Raw genomic sequence first — 17,600 nt, 5'->3', positions numbered from 1 at the left:
ACACGGTGATGCCCGCCCAGTCACGCGTGATGCCCGCTCAATCACGCGTGATGCCCGCTCAATCACGTGTGATGCCTGCCCAGTCACGTGTGATGCCCGTGGGATCACGGGTGATGCCTGCGGGGGCACGGGGGTTAGGGGCGGAGGGGGACGAGGTCGTCGGCGTGGACTACCTCGCGGCGTTGCTCCGGGGGGAGTTCGGGGGTTGAGCGGCCGATCAGGTCGGGCAGCTCGGTCGCGTCGAACGCCACCACTCCGCGGGCCACCGCGCGGTCCTTCGCGTCCACCAGGTCGACCACGTCGCCGGCCTGGAACTCGCCCTCCACGCCCGTGATGCCCGCCGCCAGCAGGGAGCGGCGGCGGCGGACCACCGCCGTCACCGCGCCGTCGTCCAGGCGGAGCTTGCCCGTCGTGTCCGCCGCGTAGCCGAGCCAGAAGCGGCGGGCCGACAGGCGGGTGTCCGCCGGGGCGAACGCCGTGCCCGGGGAGGCGGAAGTCAACGCGGCGGAGGCTTCCGAGGCCGCCGCCAGCAGGACCGGGATGCCCGCGCCCGCCGCCGTGCGGGCCGCCGCCAGCTTCGAGACCATGCCGCCCGTGCCGAGGCCGGAGCTGGACATGCCGACCGAGATTCCGTCCACATCGGACTCCGAGAGGACCTCGGTGAGCTTGCGGGTGGCGCCGTCGCGGGGGTCACCGTCGTACAGACCGTCCACATCGGACAGCAGGATCAGCGCGTCCGCGCCGATCAGGTGGGCCACCAGGGCCGCCAGGCGGTCGTTGTCGCCGAAGCGGATCTCTTCCGTGGCCACCGTGTCGTTCTCGTTGACCACCGGGACCGCGCCGAGCGCGAGCAGCCGCGAAAACGTCCGCTGCGCGTTGCGGTAGTGCGACCGGCGGACGACGTCGTCGGAGGTCAGCAGGACCTGGCCGACCGTCAGCGAAAACCGGCCGAACGACTCCGCGTACGCGTGCGCCAGCGCCAGCTGGCCGACGCTCGCCGCCGCCTGCTGGGTCGCGAGGTCCTTCGGCCGCTTGCCGAGGGCGAGCGGGGCCAATCCGGCGCCGATCGCGCCCGAAGACACGAGCACGATCTGCGTGTCGGCCGCGACCCGCGCGGCGATCGCGTCGACCAGCGCGTCCAGCCGGACCGCGTCGAGCCCGCTGCCCGCCGTGGTCAGGGCCGACGAACCGACCTTGACCACCAGCCGGCGGGCGGCCGCGATGGCTTCGCGCGTGCCACTCACGCGTCGAGGTCCAGGTCGTCCTCGTCCGAGCCGTCGCGCCGGATCCGGCGGGCTTCCTTGCGCTCGGCCGCGCCGACCCGGTCGTGGTTCTCGAGGCGGACGTCGGTGCCGCGCCCGGACAGGTGCATCGCGACGCTCGGCGTCGACGGCTGCCACTCGAACTGGACGTCGCCGATGGTGACCGGGCTGCCCGGCCGCGCGCCGAGCTTCGCCAGCTTGTCCTCGACGCCGAGGCGGTTGAGCCGGTCGGACAGGTAGCCGACGGCCTCGTCGTTGCCGAAGTTGGTCTGGCGGATCCACCGCTCCGGGCGGACGCCGCGTACGACGAACGCGCCCTCCTCCTCGGGGTCGAACTCGACGGTGAACCCGGTGTCGTCGACGGCGAGCGGCCGCAGCACGATCGTCTCCGGCTCCAGCACAGGCTGGGCCTCGCGGTACTCCTCGACGACCGCCGCGAGCGCGAACGTCAGCTCCCGCAGGCCCTTGCGCGACGCCGTGGAGACCTCGAACACGCGCAGGCCCCGGGCTTCCAGCTCCGGCCGGACGAACTCGGCGAGCTCGGCGGCCTCCGGGACGTCGATCTTGTTGAGCACGACCACGCGCGGGCGCTCCTCGAGCTTCCCGCCGAGACCCGGGGTGTACTGGGCGAGCTCGGTCTCGAGAGCGTCCACATCGGACAGTGGGTCGCGGCCCGGCTCCAGCGTCGCGCAGTCGACGACGTGCACCAGCACCGCGCACCGCTCGATGTGGCGGAGGAAGTCGAGCCCGAGGCCCTTGCCTTCGGACGCGCCGGGGATCAGGCCGGGGACGTCGGCCATCGTGAAGACGGTGTCGCCGCCGGTGATCACGCCAAGGTTCGGCACCAGCGTGGTGAACGGGTAGTCGGCGATCTTCGGCTTGGCCGCGGACAGCACCGAGATCAGCGACGACTTGCCGGCGGACGGGAAGCCGAGCAGGCCGACGTCGGCGACCGAACGCAGCTCCAGCACGAGGTTGCGGGCCTCGCCCGGCTCGCCCAGCAGCGCGAACCCGGGCGCCTTGCGCGCCTTCGACGACAGCGACGCGTTGCCGAGGCCGCCGCGGCCTCCCTGCGCCGCGACGAACGTGGTGCCCGGGCCGATGAGGTCGGCGACCATCTCGCCGTCTTCGGTGAACACGACGGTGCCGGACGGCACCTTCATCACCAGGGTCTCCCCCGCCGCGCCCGCGCGGTTGCCGCCCTGGCCCATCTTGCCGCTGCCGGCCTTGGCGTGCGGGCGGAAGTGGAAGTCGAGCAGGGTGTGCACGTTCGGGTCGACGACCAGCAGGACGTCGCCGCCGTTGCCGCCGTTGCCGCCGTCCGGGCCGCCGAGGGGCTTGAACTTCTCGCGGTGCACCGAGGCGCAGCCGTTCCCACCGTCACCCGCGGTCAGGTGGATGACCGCGCGGTCCACGAACCGGGACGCCATGACTTGCCTCTTTCATTCGCGAGCAGGGATCACACAAAACAAACGAGGGGTGGCACCGGATATTCCGGTCCCACCCCTCGTCAGAGGTCTAGCGTCGAGAACCGAAGACTCAGGCTTCGGCTGGCACGACGATGTTGATGGTCTTGCGACCACGCTTCTCGCCGAACTTGACCGCACCGGCGGCCAGGGCGAACAGCGTGTCGTCGCCGCCGCGGCCGACGTTCACGCCGGGGTGGAACTTGGTGCCACGCTGGCGGATCAGGATCTCGCCGGCGTTGACTTCCTGGCCGCCGAAGCGCTTGACGCCGAGGCGCTGCGCGTTCGAGTCACGACCGTTGCGGGAGCTGGACGCACCCTTCTTGTGAGCCATGGCTCAGCCCTCTTTCTGAAAAAGCAGATCCGGAAAAGTTCTTACAGGGAGATGGCGGTGACCTCGACGCGGGTCAGCTTCTGCCGGTGACCCTGACGCTTGTGGTAGCCCGTCTTGTTCTTGAACTTGTGGATCCGGATCTTCGGACCCTTGGTCTGCTCGACGACCTTGCCGGTGACCGAGACCTTCGCCAGCGCGTCGGCGTCCGTGGTGACATCGCCACCGTCGACGTACAAAACGGCGGGGAGGATGTGCTCGGTGCCCGGCTCGCCCTCGAGCTTCTCGACCTCGACGACGTCGCCGACGGCCACCTTGTACTGCTTGCCGCCGGTCTTGACGATCGCGTACGCCGACACGGAAGTCTCCTGCATTACTCGACAATGGGTGGGGGCCCGCGCGATCGGCCCACCTCCAGGAGGCGGTCCTGCACTCGCGCAGCGACCTGCTCTGGTGGCAGGCCGTACTACAGGTTACGTGGGGTGCCCCGGTGCGTTACCACCGGGGTCCCCTAGTCGTTCACTGGCTCTGGTCGGACGCGTGCACCGGCGGACCCGCCGGACGCGACGCGGTCCGGCGCGACCGGCGCCGGGTGGGACGCGTGGCGGGCTCGGGCACCTCGACGTCGGCGGCCTCGGCGGCCTCGGCGCCCTCGGCGTCTTCGGACACGGCGTCGGTGACCGGCTCTTCCACCGGCTCCGGCGCCGAGGTCCGCTCGACCGCCGGCTCCTCCTGCGGCACCGGGGCCTCGTCCGCCTCGGTGGTCACCGGGACGCCCGCGACCTCGGTGGCCGGCTCGGCGACGGCCTCCCGACGCGTCTCTTCGACGGCCTCGGCCGGGTCGCCGGCCTCCGGGACGTGCCCGTTGCCGTTCACCGCGCCGTGGTCGTGGTCCTTGGCCACCTTCGAGGCGTTGGCCATCGCCGCCACCGCCGACGCGACGGACGCGCGCTGCTCGGGCGGCGGGACCGCGTGGACCTCGGCCTTGGCGGCCTCGGCCTGCTCCTTGGCCTCTTCGCCCTTGCCGCGGCCGCGCGACCGGCGGGAGCTCTTCTCCCCGCCGCCGCCACCGCCGCCGCCGTTTCCGCCGCCGTTGCCGTTCCCGCCGTGGGAGTGCGAGCCGCCGCCCGTGCGCTGCACCTCGGTCGAGACGAGCACGCCCCGGCCCTTGCAGTGCTCGCACGGCGTCGAGAACGCCTCCAGCAGGCCGGTGCCGATCTTCTTGCGGGTCATCTGCACCAGGCCGAGCGAGGTGACCTCGGCGACCTGGTGACGCGTGCGGTCGCGGCCGAGGCACTCGGTCAGGCGGCGCAGGACCAGCTCGCGGTTGGACTCGAGCACCATGTCGATGAAGTCGATCACGATGATGCCGCCGATGTCCCGCAGCCGGAGCTGGCGGACGATCTCCTCCGCCGACTCCAGGTTGTTGCGGGTCACCGTCTCTTCGAGGTTGCCACCCGAACCGGTGAACTTGCCGGTGTTGACGTCGATGACCGTCATCGCCTCGGTGCGGTCGATGACCAGGTAACCACCGCTCGGCAGCCAGACCTTGCGGTCGAGGGCCTTGGTGATCTGCTCGTCGATCCGGTGGTCGGCGAACGCGTCGGCGGTGCCGGTGTAGCGCTTGACGCGCTCGGCAAGCTCGGGCGCGACATGGCTGACGTAGCCGTTGATGGTCTCCCAGGAACGGTTGCCCTGGATCTCGAGCTTGGTGAAGTCCTCGGTGAAGAGGTCACGCACGACCTTGACCAGCAGGTCCGGCTCTTCGTAGAGCATGGTCGGCGCGCCGCCCTTCTTGCCGGAACCGGCGGCGGCCTTCTCCTTGATGACGTCCCACTGCGCCTTCAGGCGGTCGACGTCGCGGCCCAGCTCCTCCTCGCCGATGCCTTCGGAGGCGGTGCGGATGATGACGCCCGCGTCCTCCGGGACGATCCGCTTGAGGATGTCCTTGAGCCGGCGGCGCTCGTTCTCCGGCAGCTTGCGGGAGATGCCGGTGGCGCCACCCGCGGGCACGTACACCAGGAAGCGGCCGGGCAGCGAGATCTGCGTGGTCAGCCGGGCGCCCTTGTGCCCGACCGGGTCCTTGGTGACCTGGACCAGCACGGAGTCGCCGGTGGAGAGCGCCTGCTCGATCTTGCGGGCCTTGCCCTCGAGACCGGCGGCGTCCCAGTCGACCTCACCGGCGTAGAGCACGGCGTTGCGGCCGCGGCCGATGTCGATGAACGCGGCCTCCATGGAGGGCAGCACGTTCTGGACGCGGCCGAGGTAGACGTTGCCGACGATCGAGCCGGAGCCCGACTGCGTCACGAAGTGCTCGACCAGCACACCGTCCTCGAGCACGGCGATCTGGGTCGAATCGCCCTTCTCGAGGACGACCATCGCGCGGTCGACCGCCTCGCGGCGGGCGAGGAACTCGGCCTCGGACAGGATGGGGGCGCGGCGGCGGCCCGCCTCGCGGCCGTCACGGCGGCGCTGGCGCTTGGCCTCCAGGCGGGTCGACCCGCGGACGCTGCGCACCTCGTCGCGCGCCGGGCGCTCGCGCTCGGCCTGCTCGGCCTTGGCCTGGCGGACGTGCGTGACGGTGTTGGGCGGGTCGTCGGTGGTCTCGGCGTCTTCGCCGTCCGAGCCCTTGCGGCGACGGCGGCGGCGACGGCGCTTGCTGCCGCCCTCACCGTCGTCGCTGTCGTTGTCGGACTCGTCGCCGGCGCCTTCGGACTCCTCAGCGGCGTCCGATTCGTCCTTCGCGGCCTTTTCGTCGCCGTTGCGGGAGCGGCGGCGCGCGGGCGGCTGCTGCTCCTCGGCCTGGCCGTCGTCGCCTTCGTTCTCGTTCTCGTCGCTGCCGTCGGTGCCCTTGCCGCGGCCACGGCCACGACGGCCGCGCCGGCGACGGCGGCGGCTGTTGGCGTCGTCACCGTCGTCGTCACCGGAGTCGGTGGCCGGCGTGGTGTCCTCGGCCTCGTCTTCGTCGGCTTCCGGCTCGGGCTGCGGCTTCGCCTTGGGCTGCACCGGCGGCTGCGGCTCCGCGAACGGGTCGGCCGGCTTGCGGGCCGGCTTGGTGGCCGCGGGCTCCGGCGGCAGGAAGACCGGCGACGGCGCGGCGAACACCGGCAGGTGCGCACGGGTCTTCTGCCGCGGGCGCGGCTTCTCGGCCTCGGCGGCCGGCACTTCGGGCACCGCCGGAGCGGCCTTCGCCCGCGTGGCCGGCGCCACCTCGACATCGCCACCGGAAGCCGGGGCGGCCTCGACGTCACCACCGGAAGCCGGCGCCGCCTCGACGTCACCGCCCGAGAAGGCTTCGGCGACCTTGTGCGCCACGTCCCTGGTCACGCTCGACTGCGCGCTGCGCACGCTTTCGCCCAGCTCGGTGAGCTTGGCCATGACGTCCCGGCTGTTCTTCTCGAGCAGCTTGGCCAGCGCGTGCACCCGGATCCGGGCAGGCAGGTCGGCCAGTGGACCGCTCGCGGGTGTGGCGGGATTCCCGCCGGTGTGCTCGGCGGGTGTTTCCGCGTTCGACATGTGTCTCCTCCGCCCCCGGGCGCGTCTGCCGATGTTCACCGGCAGGGACGCGGCCGCGCAGGGGCCCCTTTCTGTTCGTTCCGCCGTGGTGGTCACCAGCGACGGGAATCCTGGCCCGACAACCGGGCGCCGCACCACCGCCTCGGTGGCGCGCAACCCGGTCAAAGGTCTGCTCGGCGTTGTGCGTTGGGACTCGCGGCCCCCGGGCCGCCCACCACGTCGTCCAGCCACCCGGCTCGCGGGCGGCGACGCGCGTCGCGGGAGTTCGCGCACCTCACCGGGCCACAACACCGCAGGCAGCACCTCTCACGTGCGCCCCGCGGCCCGGTGGCCTCCCCGAGTATCCCACACCGGGTGACTGCTCCGTCGTACTCGGTACCTCCGCCCACGCCGCCGGGCGCGCCGCGGCGCGTCCCGGACGCACCGGCCGGGGGAACTTGGCCGCAGCGCTTGTCCGCCGGGCACGGGGTGGCTACCGTGCGGCTCGGGGTGACCGGGATCTCGCGTGCCGGCACCCGCGGTTCCTGCATCCGGTGGGAGGTCCGGTGTCCCTGCTGGCGCGGCCCCTGCGGGCGGCCGTGTGCACCGTCCTGGTGCTTTCGGGATGCGTCACCGCCGGTCCCGCGGCGGCCGACGAGCCCTCCTGCGGTCACGGCCGGAACCTGCGCTTCGTCGTCACGTTCGACCGCGGCACGCCCGAGTCCACCGCCCGCGCGCGCGTGACCGGCGCGTGCGGCGCCACCACCGTCTACTACCCGCAGATCGCCGTCGCCGTCGCCACCTCGGGCGACCCGGACTTCGGCGGGCGGATCGGGCTCGACCGGGCGTTCAGCGCCCAGGCCGAGCGGCTGGCCGCGCAGCGCGCCACCGAGGTCAAGCCGCAGCCCGCGCGGGCGACGCTGCCGGTCACCGACCCGGCTCGCGTGCCCACCGCGGACCTGAGCGACCGGCAGTGGGACATGCGGATGATCAACGCGGGCCGCACCCCGGGCGGGTCGGAAAGCCCGGCCGTTTCGCGCGGCAGCCGCGACGTCGTCGTCGGCGTCCTCGACTCCGGGATCGACCCCGGCCACCCGGACCTCAGCGGCGCCCTCGACCGCGACGACTCCGCCGGCTGCCTGACCGGCGCCCCCGACCGGTCGCCGTCGGCCTGGGCGCCGACGACGTCGGTGCACGGCACGCACGTGGCGGGGATCATCGCGGCGGCCGACGACGGGCACGGCGTGACGGGCGTGGCGCCCGGGGTCAGGGTGGCGTCGGTGAAGGTGATCGACGACCGCGGTTACGCCGACCCGGAGGCCGCGGTGTGCGGGCTGATGTGGGCGGCGGCCCGGCACATGCGGCTGACGAACAGCAGTTTCTTCGTGAACCCGTGGACGCTGTCGTGCATCCGCGGCGACGACCGCGGGGTGGTGCACGAAGCGCTGGCCCGCGCGGTCGAATACAGCACGTCGGCGGGCACGCTGAACGTCGCGGCGGCGACCAACGAGGCCGTCGACCTGACGCCGTCGGCGCGGTCGGGCTCGCCCGCGGCGGGTTCCGGCTGTGAAGCGCTGCCGGCCGCGCTGCGGGACGTCGTCGCGGTGTCGGCCGTCGGCTCGGACCGGGTGAAGGCGGGCTACAGCTCGTACGGGCTCGGCGTGATCGACGTCACCGCGCCCGGCGGGGAGATGGGCGAGTGCGTGCTTTCGACGGTGCCGGGCGGGTACGCGCCGCTGTGCGGGACGTCGATGGCCGCGCCGCACGTCACCGGGGTGCTGGCGCTGCTGGCGTCCGTGCACCGGGACGCCGGGCCGCGGCAGCTGCGGCGGACGCTGGACGCCCAGGCGATGCCGATGCCGTGTCCGGCCGACTACGACCTCACCGGCGACGGGACCCAGGACGCCTACTGCGCGGGGTACGAGGGCTTCAACGGCTTCTACGGGCACGGGATGGTGGACGCGCTCGCCGCCGTCGCGCCGCGGGGACGGCCCGATCCGGCCCGCTGAGGCTCACGCGAACGGACGACACGCGTACCCGGGCGGACGACTCGCGTACCTGGATGGACGACACGGCGTCAGGTCAGGAGGAGCTTCGCGATGCGGCGCGTCGAGGCCCAGAGGCCCACCGCGCCCAGGACCAGCAGGTAGGCCAGGTTGACCAGCATGCTGCCGGACAGCAGGCCCGTCGCGAGGCCGCGCATCAGCTCGATCGCGTGGTACAGCGGGAGGCAGCGGACCACCCACTGCAGCGGCTCCGAGTACACCGACAGCGGGAAGAACGTCGTCGCGAACAGGAACATCGGCATCAGGGCGAGGGCGATGTAGTCGAACTGGGCCGTCGACTTCAGGAACGTCACCAGCGCCATGCCGACCGCCGAGAAGGCCAGCCCGACCAGCAGCGCCGCCGGGACCATCAGCAGGGCCCACCACGACGTCAGCAGCCCCATCGCCGCCGCGATCGCGAGGAACGCCACCGCGTAGACGCCGCCGCGGGTCATCGCCCAGCCGATCTCGCCGAGCGCCACGTCCAGCGGACCGATCGGCGTCGCCAGCATCGCGTCGTACAGCTTCGCGTAGCGCAGCTTGAAGAACAGGTTGTACGTCGACTCGAACACCGCGCCGTTCATCGCCGACGTCGCCAGCAGCGCGGGCGCCACGAACGCGACGTAGCCCATCGGGCGGCCGTCCGGGCCGGCCACCTCGGTGACCAGCTTGCCGAACCCGAGCTGGAAGGCCAGCAGGTACAGGAACGGCTCGGCCGCGCCGGACACGAAGATCAGCCAGCTGGCGCGGGACACGCGCACCGACCGCTCGACGAGCATGCGGGCGCGGCCCGCGTACAGCCCGGGCGGCAGGATCCGCAGCAGCAGCCCGGCTCGCGCCGGTGGTGCCTGGACGCTCACCATCAGACCACCAGCCTCCGGTAGAAGGCCCGGTGCGCGAGCGCCCACCCGGCCGTGAACAACGCCGCGAGCACCGCGAAGTGGCCGAGCATCGCCCAGCCACCGACTCCCCCGACGCTCACGCCGCGGGCCAGCTGCGTGCCGTGCCACAGCGGGGAGAGCCAGGCGAGCCAGCGGATCGCGCCCGGCAGCTGGGCGATCGGGAAGAACGTGCCGCTGAACAACGTCATCGGCATCAGGACGAAGCGGAAGACCACGCCGAACCGCTGGCCTTCGTCGTACGTCCGCGCCGCCATCGCGGCCACCGGCGTGCTGCAGGCGAGCCCGGTGACGGTGCCGGCGACGATCACCAGCAGCACGCCGGGCCCGGTCCAGGCGCCGAAGAACAGCGCGACGACCGCGTAGATCGCGCCCGCCAGCGTCAGCCGCAGGGCCGACCAGATCAGGTGGCCGCCGAGCACCTGGCCCGGCGACACCGGCGTGGCCGTGACCGCCAGGTAGTCCTTCTGCCACTTGAACCCGGACAGCACCGGGTAGCTCGATTCGCCGACGGCCTGCTGCGCGGCGCCGGCGGCGAGCAGCGCCGGGGCGATGTACTGCAGGTACGAGAGCCCGCCGGTGACCTCGCCCGGCTTCACCTGCGAGCCGAAACCGAGGCCCATCGCGGCGAGGAACAGCACGGGTTGCAGGCCGGTCGAGTACAAAGTGGACAACCAGTGGCGGCGGTACCAGGTCCAGTACCCCTCGACGCGCAGCCAGGCGCCGTGCCAGCTGCCGACGACGCGGCCGGTGGACTCGACGGTGGTCATGGCCGCCTCCCGCCGGCGGCCGGGCGCCGGGCGATCGCGGGTAGGGCGCCGCCGATCGGGGGCGGTGCGCTCACTTCGTTTCCCATCAGTCGACCAAAGTCCGGCCGGTCAGGCGGAGGAACACGTCCTCCAGGGAACTGCGGCGCACCAGGCTCGACAGCGGCCGCACGCCGCGCGAGTGGGCGTGTTCCAGGGTGGCTTCGCCGTCGTCGCTGTAGAGCAGCACCCGGTCCGGGAGCACCTCCACCCGCTCGGCCAGCCCCTCGACCTGCTGCGCCGCGGCCACTTGCTGCCCGGACGCGAACCGCAGCTCGACGACCTCGCGCGTCGAATACCGGCTGATCAGCTCCGAAGGCGAGCCCTCCGCGGCGATCCGGCCGTGGTCCATCACGACCAGGCGATCGCACAGCTGTTCCGCCTCGTCCATGTAGTGGGTCGTGACGATCAGCGTCGTGCCCTGCTCCTTGAGCCGGAACAGGCGGTCCCACAGCAGGTGGCGGGCCTGCGGGTCGAGGCCCGTCGTCGGCTCGTCGAGCAGCAGCAGCTCCGGGTCGTTGACCAGCGAACGCGCGATCGTCAGCCGGCGTTTCATGCCGCCCGACAGCGGGTCGACCTTGTCGGCCGCGCGGTCGGTCAGCTGCGCGAACTCCAGCAGCTCGTCCGCCTTGCTTCGCGCGGCCGCGCGCGACAGCCCGAAGTACCGGCCATAGATCAGCAGGTTCTCCCGGACGGTCAGCTCGACGTCCAGGTTGTCCTGCTGCGGCACCACGCCGAGGCGCGCGCGGATCCGCGGCCCGGCCGCGTCCGGGTCCAGCCCCAGCACGCGGAGGTCGCCGTCGGTGCGTGGCGACACGCACGCGATCATCCGCATGGTCGACGACTTGCCGGCGCCGTTCGGGCCGAGGAAGCCGAACGCCTCCCCGCGCCGCACCTCGACGTCGATCCCGCGCACGGCCTCGAACTCGCCGAAACGCTTCACCAGCGCCTTCGCCTGCACCAGTGCCGGTTCCCGGTCCTCCGATTCGTCCACACCCCGACCATACGAGCGGGCACCGACAAAAACCGAACGGTTTAGCTATGGACGGACACGAACAGCGACTGCGTCACCCCGTTGACCGTCACCGAAAGCCTCGCGACTCCGGGTCGCAACGCCGTCAGGACGCCGGAAGCGGGGTCGAAGGCCACGACGCCCCCGCTCACCGTCCAGTCCGCGCTCACCGGGTACGAGACGGGCACGTCCCGGGTGCCTTGCCGCAGGGTCGCGCGGACGTCGGCTCGCTCCCCGCGCGCCAGCGACGTCGGCCCGGACAGCGTCAGCGAGTCGACGTTCGGCCGCGTCTCGAAGCGCACCGGCTGGGCGCGGTCGGCCGGGTCGACGCGCAGCAGCGTCCAGCCGACGAACCCGCCGTCGCCGGGTGCGGCCGCGGGCGCCTTGCCCGAGTTGCCGTTGACCAGGTACGGCACGCCGTCCACCCGCGACAGCGAGAACACGCCGGCGTGCGAAGCCACCGAAGCGGCCGGCTTGCCGGACGCCTGCTCGAACCCGGTCAGCCACTGGGTCAGCAGCGTGGCTTCCTTCCGGTCTCCGAGCTGGGAGTTGCCGGTCGGGCTCGGGTCCTTCACCGGGTGGTGCATCGCGACGACGACGCCGCGGATCGACCGGTCCTTCGCCGCCGCATCAAGGGCGTCCCGCAGCATCCGGACCTGGTCGAACCCGCCCGCCCGCAGCGAACCGCGGGAGGAGTCCATCAGCACCAGCCGGATGCCGTGCACGTCGACGACCTGGTGCGTCACGCCGAAGGCGGCCTGGAAGTTGGCGAGGCCGTTGCCGCCTTCGGCTTCGTGGTTGCCCGGCACGTAGTACCAGGGCACCTTGCCGTCGAGCTCTTCGGTGATCACCTGCTTCGCCAATACGAAGTCGGGCGCCGTGCCGCGGTCGACGAAGTCGCCGTTGATCAGCACCAGGTCCGGTTTCGCCGCGACGGCTTCGCGCAGGGCGCGGCGGGCCTGGGCGACCAGCGGGCCGGCCGGGTCGTCCGCGGTGAACTGCGCGTCGCTGACCACGGCGACGCGCAGGCCGCCGGCCAGGGTGCCGTCGGTGACCAGCGCCGGGTCGTGCGGGGCCGGGTCGCCCGGCACCGCTGTCGTCGGCGCCACTTCGAAGGTCAGGTCGTCGAACACGAGGTGACCTTCGTACTGCTGGTCCGGCACGTTCTCGACGGCGTAGAAGCGCGCCAGGCGCTGGCCGTCCGGCAGCCCGGCCGGGACCGCGGCGGTGACGTACCGCCAGCCCGTCCAGTCGACGCTCAGCGACAAGTCCACAATGGACGCGACGTTCGCGGCGTCCCGCAGCTCGGCCCGCAGCCAGGCACCCTTGCCGTCGCCGTTCACCCACAGCCCGATCTTCTGCGTGCCCGCCGGCACCGCGAGCGCAGTCGACGGCGTCACGTACGCGGCGCGCGTCGCCGTCGTGCCGGTGAGCCGGTAGTCCAGCGCGAGCCCGGCGCCGCCGTCCCGCCCGGGCGCCGCGGACAGCGCCGCGCCGACGACCGCCGGGAACACCGTGGCCGTCCAGCCCGCCGGCCCGTCCAGCGGGGCCGCGACCTGCGGCACGGTCCCCACCGAGGTGGCCAGGTGCGTGGTGAGACCGGCCGCCGTCGCGGTGATGGCGGAAGCCCCGGACGCCGTCAGCGCGGTCACCTGGTAGCCGTCACCCGACGGCTCGATCCGCACGACGGAGTGGTCGTAGTCGAGCTTGACGTCGTCGGGTTCCAGCCAGGTGCCGTAGCCGTCGGCGTCGTAGCCGTAGACCTCGAACGCGCTCTTGGCGCCCGCGCCCGACAGCGCGACCTGCTCGGTGCTCGTGCCGAGCCGGACCGGCTTGCCCAGCACCGAAAGCGCCGTCTTGCCCGAAGCGCGGCCGGCGCGCGCGACGACGTCGACGCCGCCCGCGCCGTGACCGGTGACGACCCCGTGGGTCACGGTGGCCCGCCGGGGGTCGGAGGTCGTCCAGCGCGGGTCGGCGGCGACCGCGGCGCCGGTCTCGTCGTGACCGTCGGCGACCAGGTGCCGGGTCAGGCCGGACAGGACGCGGTTCGCGTCGCCGGTCGCGACCGCGGGCACTGGGGAGAACGCCGTGAGCCTGCCGCTGCCCGGCACGGTCGCGAAGCCGATCCCGTTGGGCACCAGGCGTTCCCCGCCGTCGGACGGCGCGTTGCGGACGCTCGGCGCGGCTTCGCCCTCGTTGCGCGCGAGGAGCGTCGACGAGCCGCCGCCGTCGAGGTTGATCGCGTCGTCGGCGCCGAGGCTCTTCATGTGCCGCGCGAGCTCCAGCTCGGTCATCCCGCGGCTGTCGGCCTGCCGTCCGTCCACAGTGGCCAGCCAGAGACGCTTGCCGTCGGCGGAGAAGCCGACCGCCGTGCGCGGGTGCATGGCGACGTTGTCGACCGGCTGCACGACGCCGTCGCGCAGCAGGACTTCGTTGCCGCCCACGGCGACCGCGATCTTCCCGGCGTCCGAGCGCGGCGCGTACGTGACGCCGACGGCGTCGCCCGGCTTGAGCGCCGCGAGGGCGTCCGCCCCGGCTTCGCGGGCCAGCAGGAGCGTGGTGCCCGCCGCGATGGGGCCGTCCGCGGGCTGCGGGCGCACGCTCGTGACCACGCCGTCGCGCAGCTCCACTTCGAGCACCCGGGACGCGCCGGCCACCGAGGTCGCGCGGCCGGAAGCGCCCCACAACGGCGTGTAGACGCCGATCGCGTCCGTGCCGAGGACCGGGCTGTTGAAGTTCGTCGCCTTCACGGTGCCACCGGGCAGCGTGACGCTGGCTTCGAGGAAGACCGAAGCCAGCCGAGCCTTGCCCTCGTCGGTGATCGCGGCGGTGTAGTTGTGGCCGGCCGCGGGCGCGGTCTGCAGCTGCCCGTGGTCGATGCCGACGCCGATCGGCGCGCCGGTGGCGTTGATGTCGAAGAAGTCGCCGTTGACGCCGGCGACCGCGCCGGTGCGCGCGACCTGCTGCGAGAGCGGCGTGCGCGCGGACACCGTGCCAGGGCTCAGGTAGGCCGGCTTCAGGAGCTTGCTGCCGAGGTCGACGGCGAGGGTGTCGCCGCGGATCCAGCCCGCCGGGTCGAACCGGTCGAACTGGGTGAGGTTCAGGCCGGGCGCGACCTCGGTGGTCGCGCTGCCGGTGACGAGCCCGTCGTCGGGGTCCGCGGCGGCGAAGGCGGCCGGGCCCTGGTGGTCGGACGACGCGGCGGGCGCGGCCTCGACCGGCGGCGTGCCGAGCGGCGCCCGGAGCGGATCGGCGTGGGCGGGAACGACGAACGCCGTCGCGACCAAGGCGACGAACGGCAGCACTACGCGTGACTTCTTCACCAGGTACCCCAGTATCGAGTGAGAGTGAGCCCGACCAGCACAGCGCAGCGGCACGGCCGGCGGAAGGCTTCCCGGTGAACGCCGCCTGAATGGTCTAGAACAGCTACCGCGTCAGGCGGTGAAAGGGGCTTTGAGGAGCTGATTGGCGATCGCGGTGTCGCCGCTGATGCTCGGCGGGGTCGCCGTTCGCTTCCACAGGTGCAGCAGGAGGTCCCGGGCCGTCGCCTCGGCGGTCGCGGCGGGCTCGGTCGCGGGGCCGAGCGCGGGCGGTTCCCCCGGGTGCAGCGTCCAGGCGTCGCCGGTGTCGGTGGTGCGCAACGCGAGGGGCGCGGCCAGCGACGGCGCGGTGTGCCAACGCGTGACCCGCGGGAGCCAAGCGGTCAGGACCTCGTCGACGCCGTCCGCGGCCACGGCCGGGTCGAGCGCGTGGTCGCTGCCCGAGTCGGCGAGGTGGACGGCGGTTTCGTGAACTTGGCGGCGGAACCAGAACGCCTTGGTCTTCTCGGTGCCGCCGAAGTGCCAGCACCGGTCTTCGGGGACCGCCTTCTCGAGGGCGGCGAGGAGCAGCTGAGCGCTTTCGGCGTACCAGGACGCGAGATCGGCGTCCGGGCCGGCTTCGAAGTTCTGCGGCTGCACTTCGCCGGTGGTGACCACGGTGGCGGCCCAGCGGTGCACGTTCCCGAGGTGGGTGCCGAGGTCGGCCAGCGTCCACCCGGCGCAGTCGGGCACCTCGGCAGCCGGGTCACCGGTGCGCAGCCGCTCGGCGAACGCGCTGGTCAGCTCGCGCAGCACCGGCAGGTACTCGCGGGCGGGGAACGGCATCGTCGTCACGGGTGCTCCTGGGGAGAACCGGGGCCACGCGCGGGCGTGGCCCCGGTGCCGGTCACAGGTCGGGGAACCAGAGCTTCAGCTCGCGCTCGGCCGACTCCGGCGAGTCCGAGCCGTGGACCAGGTTGTACTGGGTCTCCAGCGCGAAGTCGCCGCGGATGGTGCCCGGGGTGGCCTTCTCGACCGGGTCGGTGCCGCCGGCGAGCTGGCGGAACGCGGCGATGGCGCGCGGGCCCTCGACGGCGAGCGCGACCAGCGGGCCCGAGGTGATGAACTCCAGCAGGTCGCCGAAGAACGCACGCTCCTTGTGCTCGGCGTAGTGCTCCTCGGCCAGTGCCTGCGGAACGGTCCGCAGCTCGAGGGCGGTGAGCTTCAAGCCCTTGCGCTCGATCCGCGAGACGACCTCGCCGACGAGGCCGCGCGCGACGCCATCGGGCTTGACGAGGACCAGCGTGCGTTCAGTCACGACGGAATTTCTCCTTGGTACGGGGGTGCGTGTCGGTGCGCGTGAGCGTAGCCGACCGTGTTCACCGGCCCTGCGGGTGCAGCTTCTTCGACCACAGCGACGCTCCCGTGGCATCCCGGAGATCCACCGTCAGGTCACCGCTCCCGGCGTCGATGTTCAGCTCGCCGAAGTGCTGGAAGCCGTCGATCGGGGCCGTGTTGGCGACCGGCGGGGCGTGGACGAACACCGCCTCCGGGCCGAACGTCGGGTCCAGCGCGTTCGGGCCGAACGCGCCCGCGTTCAGCGGCCCGGACACGAACTCCCAGAACGGGTCGAAGTCCTGGAACGCCGCCCGGTCCGGTGAATAGTGGTGGGCCGCCGTGTAGTGGACGTCCGCGGTCAGCCAGACGACGTTGCGGACGCGGCGGCGCTGGATCTCCCGCAGCACCCAGGCCAGCTCCGTCTCACGCCCGCCCGGCGCGCCCGGCCGGTTGTTCGCCACGGCTTCGATGTCGGTGCCGTCCGGGACGACCAGGCCCAGCGGCATGTCCGCCTGGACGATCTTCCACGTCGCCGTGCTGCGGCCGAGCGCGTCGGCCAGCCAGCGGGCCTGCCGGTCGCCCAGGATGTAGCCGAATTTGGTCTGGTCGGCCGTGTTGGCGTTGCGGTAGGTCCGCATGTCCAGCACGAAGATCTCGGCGCGCGAGCCGTATTCGAAGCTGCGGTAGACGCGGCCGTCGACCGCCTGGCGCGAGTCGATCGGGTGCCACTCGTGGAAGGCCTGGTAGGCCCGCGGCGCGAGGACGTCGACGCGCTTTTCCGTGTAGGCCGGGAGGTCGAGGATCTCGCCCGGGTACCAGTTGTTCAAGACCTCGTGGTCGTCCCACTGGGCGTAGACCGGCACCTGCGCGGCGAAGCGCTTGAAGTTCGCGTCGAGGCGGTTGTACGCGTGCTGGCCGCGGTACTCGTCGAGGGTCTCGGCGACCTTGGACTTCTCCGCCGTGACGACGTTGCGCCACGTGCGGCCACCGGGCAGGGCGACCGTCTCCGTCAGCGGGCCGTCGGCGTAGACCGTGTCGCCGCTGTGCAGGAACAGGTCCGGGCGGCGCGCCGCCATCGCCGAGAAGATCGTCATGCCGCCCAGGTCCGGGTTGATCCCCCAGTTCTGGCCGACGACATCGCCCGACCACAGGATCCGGGTGTCGCGGCGGCCCACCGGCGCGGTGGCGAACCGGCCGGTCAGCGGCTCGCTCGTGGTGCGCCCGTCGAGGGACTCCGCCGTGACGCGGTAGTGGTACTCGGTGCCGGGTGCGAGGCCGGCGACGCGGACCTGCCCGGTCCCGCCGGTGGCCGGGCCGGCGAGCGGACCGGGGACCCGGCGGGCGTGCCGGAACGAGGGGTCGCGCGCGATCTCGACGACCAGCCGCGACGGCCGGTCGGCCCGCGACCAGACGATCGCCGAGCCGGGCGTGACGTCGCCGGACTGGACGCCGTGGGTGAGCACGGGCCGGCCGGCGCGCACGAGCGGGGTCGCGGCGAACGCGGCCGACGGCACCACGAGCGTGGCGGCGGCGCCGGTGAGACCGGCCTTGAGCAGCGTGCGGCGGGAGTGGTGGGTCGGTTCGGTCATGCGCGGTTTCTATCCCGCCGCGGCCAACGCAGGTTTGCGCCCGGGTGAACGACATCCC

The 17,600-nt window shown here is 72.8% G+C and carries 13 protein-coding genes; 1 reads left to right on the top strand and 12 read right to left on the bottom strand.

Annotated features, from left to right (window positions below; translation table 11 throughout):
- Positions 1-134 precede the first annotated feature (134 nt).
- The 5 genes from proB to ACZ7PG_RS47970 form a co-directional block, all read right to left on the bottom strand.
- Positions 135-1,244, bottom strand: a complete 1,110-nt coding sequence (proB, locus tag ACZ7PG_RS47990; RefSeq protein WP_470245918.1) for a glutamate 5-kinase — start codon at positions 1,242-1,244, stop codon at positions 135-137.
- Positions 1,241-2,692: a GTPase ObgE gene (obgE, locus tag ACZ7PG_RS47985; RefSeq protein WP_470245917.1), complete on the bottom strand. Its 1,452-nt coding sequence runs from the start codon at positions 2,690-2,692 to the stop codon at positions 1,241-1,243. Before obgE ends, proB begins: the two co-directional genes overlap by 4 nt.
- 109 nt (positions 2,693-2,801) lie before the next feature.
- Complete coding sequence (gene rpmA, locus ACZ7PG_RS47980; protein ID WP_470245916.1) at positions 2,802-3,062, bottom strand: 50S ribosomal protein L27; 261 nt, start codon at positions 3,060-3,062, stop codon at positions 2,802-2,804.
- A gap of 41 nt (positions 3,063-3,103) precedes the next feature.
- On the bottom strand, positions 3,104-3,418 hold the full coding sequence (gene rplU / locus ACZ7PG_RS47975) for a 50S ribosomal protein L21 (RefSeq protein WP_003067132.1): 315 nt from the start codon (positions 3,416-3,418) through the stop codon (positions 3,104-3,106).
- Positions 3,419-3,578: 160 nt separating this feature from the next.
- A complete protein-coding gene (locus ACZ7PG_RS47970; protein WP_470245915.1) occupies positions 3,579-6,575 on the bottom strand; it encodes a translation initiation factor IF-2 N-terminal domain-containing protein in 2,997 nt (998 codons plus the stop codon).
- Positions 6,576-7,120: 545 nt separating this feature from the next.
- Between ACZ7PG_RS47970 and ACZ7PG_RS47965 the strand changes: the two genes are divergently transcribed.
- Positions 7,121-8,563, top strand: a complete 1,443-nt coding sequence (locus ACZ7PG_RS47965; RefSeq protein ID WP_470245914.1) for a S8 family peptidase — start codon at positions 7,121-7,123, stop codon at positions 8,561-8,563.
- A gap of 68 nt (positions 8,564-8,631) precedes the next feature.
- Here the strand turns inward: ACZ7PG_RS47965 and ACZ7PG_RS47960 are convergent, their stop codons facing one another.
- The 7 genes from ACZ7PG_RS47960 to ACZ7PG_RS47930 form a co-directional block, all read right to left on the bottom strand.
- A complete protein-coding gene (locus ACZ7PG_RS47960) occupies positions 8,632-9,462 on the bottom strand; it encodes an ABC transporter permease (protein WP_470245913.1) in 831 nt (276 codons plus the stop codon).
- Complete coding sequence (locus ACZ7PG_RS47955) at positions 9,462-10,268, bottom strand: ABC transporter permease (RefSeq protein WP_470245912.1); 807 nt, start codon at positions 10,266-10,268, stop codon at positions 9,462-9,464. The genes ACZ7PG_RS47960 and ACZ7PG_RS47955 overlap by 1 nt, the downstream gene beginning before the upstream one ends.
- An 85-nt stretch (positions 10,269-10,353) precedes the next feature.
- Positions 10,354-11,298 carry an ABC transporter ATP-binding protein gene (locus tag ACZ7PG_RS47950; RefSeq protein ID WP_470245911.1) on the bottom strand — a complete coding sequence of 315 codons (945 nt, stop codon included), beginning with the start codon at positions 11,296-11,298 and terminating at the stop codon, positions 10,354-10,356.
- Between the two features lie 41 nt (positions 11,299-11,339).
- A complete protein-coding gene (locus ACZ7PG_RS47945; protein WP_470246484.1) occupies positions 11,340-14,621 on the bottom strand; it encodes a phosphodiester glycosidase family protein in 3,282 nt (1,093 codons plus the stop codon).
- 129 nt (positions 14,622-14,750) lie between these two features.
- Positions 14,751-15,470, bottom strand: coding sequence for a maleylpyruvate isomerase family mycothiol-dependent enzyme (locus ACZ7PG_RS47940; RefSeq protein WP_470245910.1), 720 nt, complete (start codon positions 15,468-15,470; stop codon positions 14,751-14,753).
- 52 nt (positions 15,471-15,522) lie between these two features.
- On the bottom strand, positions 15,523-15,933 hold the full coding sequence (gene ndk / locus ACZ7PG_RS47935; RefSeq protein ID WP_470245909.1) for a nucleoside-diphosphate kinase: 411 nt from the start codon (positions 15,931-15,933) through the stop codon (positions 15,523-15,525).
- Positions 15,934-15,994: 61 nt separating this feature from the next.
- Positions 15,995-17,542 carry an alkaline phosphatase D family protein gene (locus tag ACZ7PG_RS47930; RefSeq protein WP_470245908.1) on the bottom strand — a complete coding sequence of 516 codons (1,548 nt, stop codon included), beginning with the start codon at positions 17,540-17,542 and terminating at the stop codon, positions 15,995-15,997.
- Positions 17,543-17,600 lie beyond the last annotated feature (58 nt).

This window comes from Amycolatopsis sp. NPDC114504 (assembly GCF_055633595.1).
The sequence above is the reverse complement of the archived record's forward strand: the minus strand, read 5'-3'. Positions and strand labels throughout refer to the sequence as shown.

Excerpts from the sequence above, each read along its gene's own strand:
- ACZ7PG_RS47960 (WP_470245913.1), bottom strand. The coding sequence starts at position 9,462 with ATGGTGAGCGTCCAGGCACCACCGGCGCGAGCCGGGCTGCTGCTGCGG.
- ACZ7PG_RS47970 (WP_470245915.1), bottom strand. The coding sequence starts at position 6,575 with ATGTCGAACGCGGAAACACCCGCCGAGCACACCGGCGGGAATCCCGCC.
- obgE (WP_470245917.1), bottom strand. The coding sequence starts at position 2,692 with ATGGCGTCCCGGTTCGTGGACCGCGCGGTCATCCACCTGACCGCGGGT.
- ACZ7PG_RS47955 (WP_470245912.1), bottom strand. The coding sequence starts at position 10,268 with ATGACCACCGTCGAGTCCACCGGCCGCGTCGTCGGCAGCTGGCACGGC.
- rpmA (WP_470245916.1), bottom strand. The coding sequence starts at position 3,062 with ATGGCTCACAAGAAGGGTGCGTCCAGCTCCCGCAACGGTCGTGACTCG.
- ACZ7PG_RS47930 (WP_470245908.1), bottom strand. The coding sequence starts at position 17,542 with ATGACCGAACCGACCCACCACTCCCGCCGCACGCTGCTCAAGGCCGGT.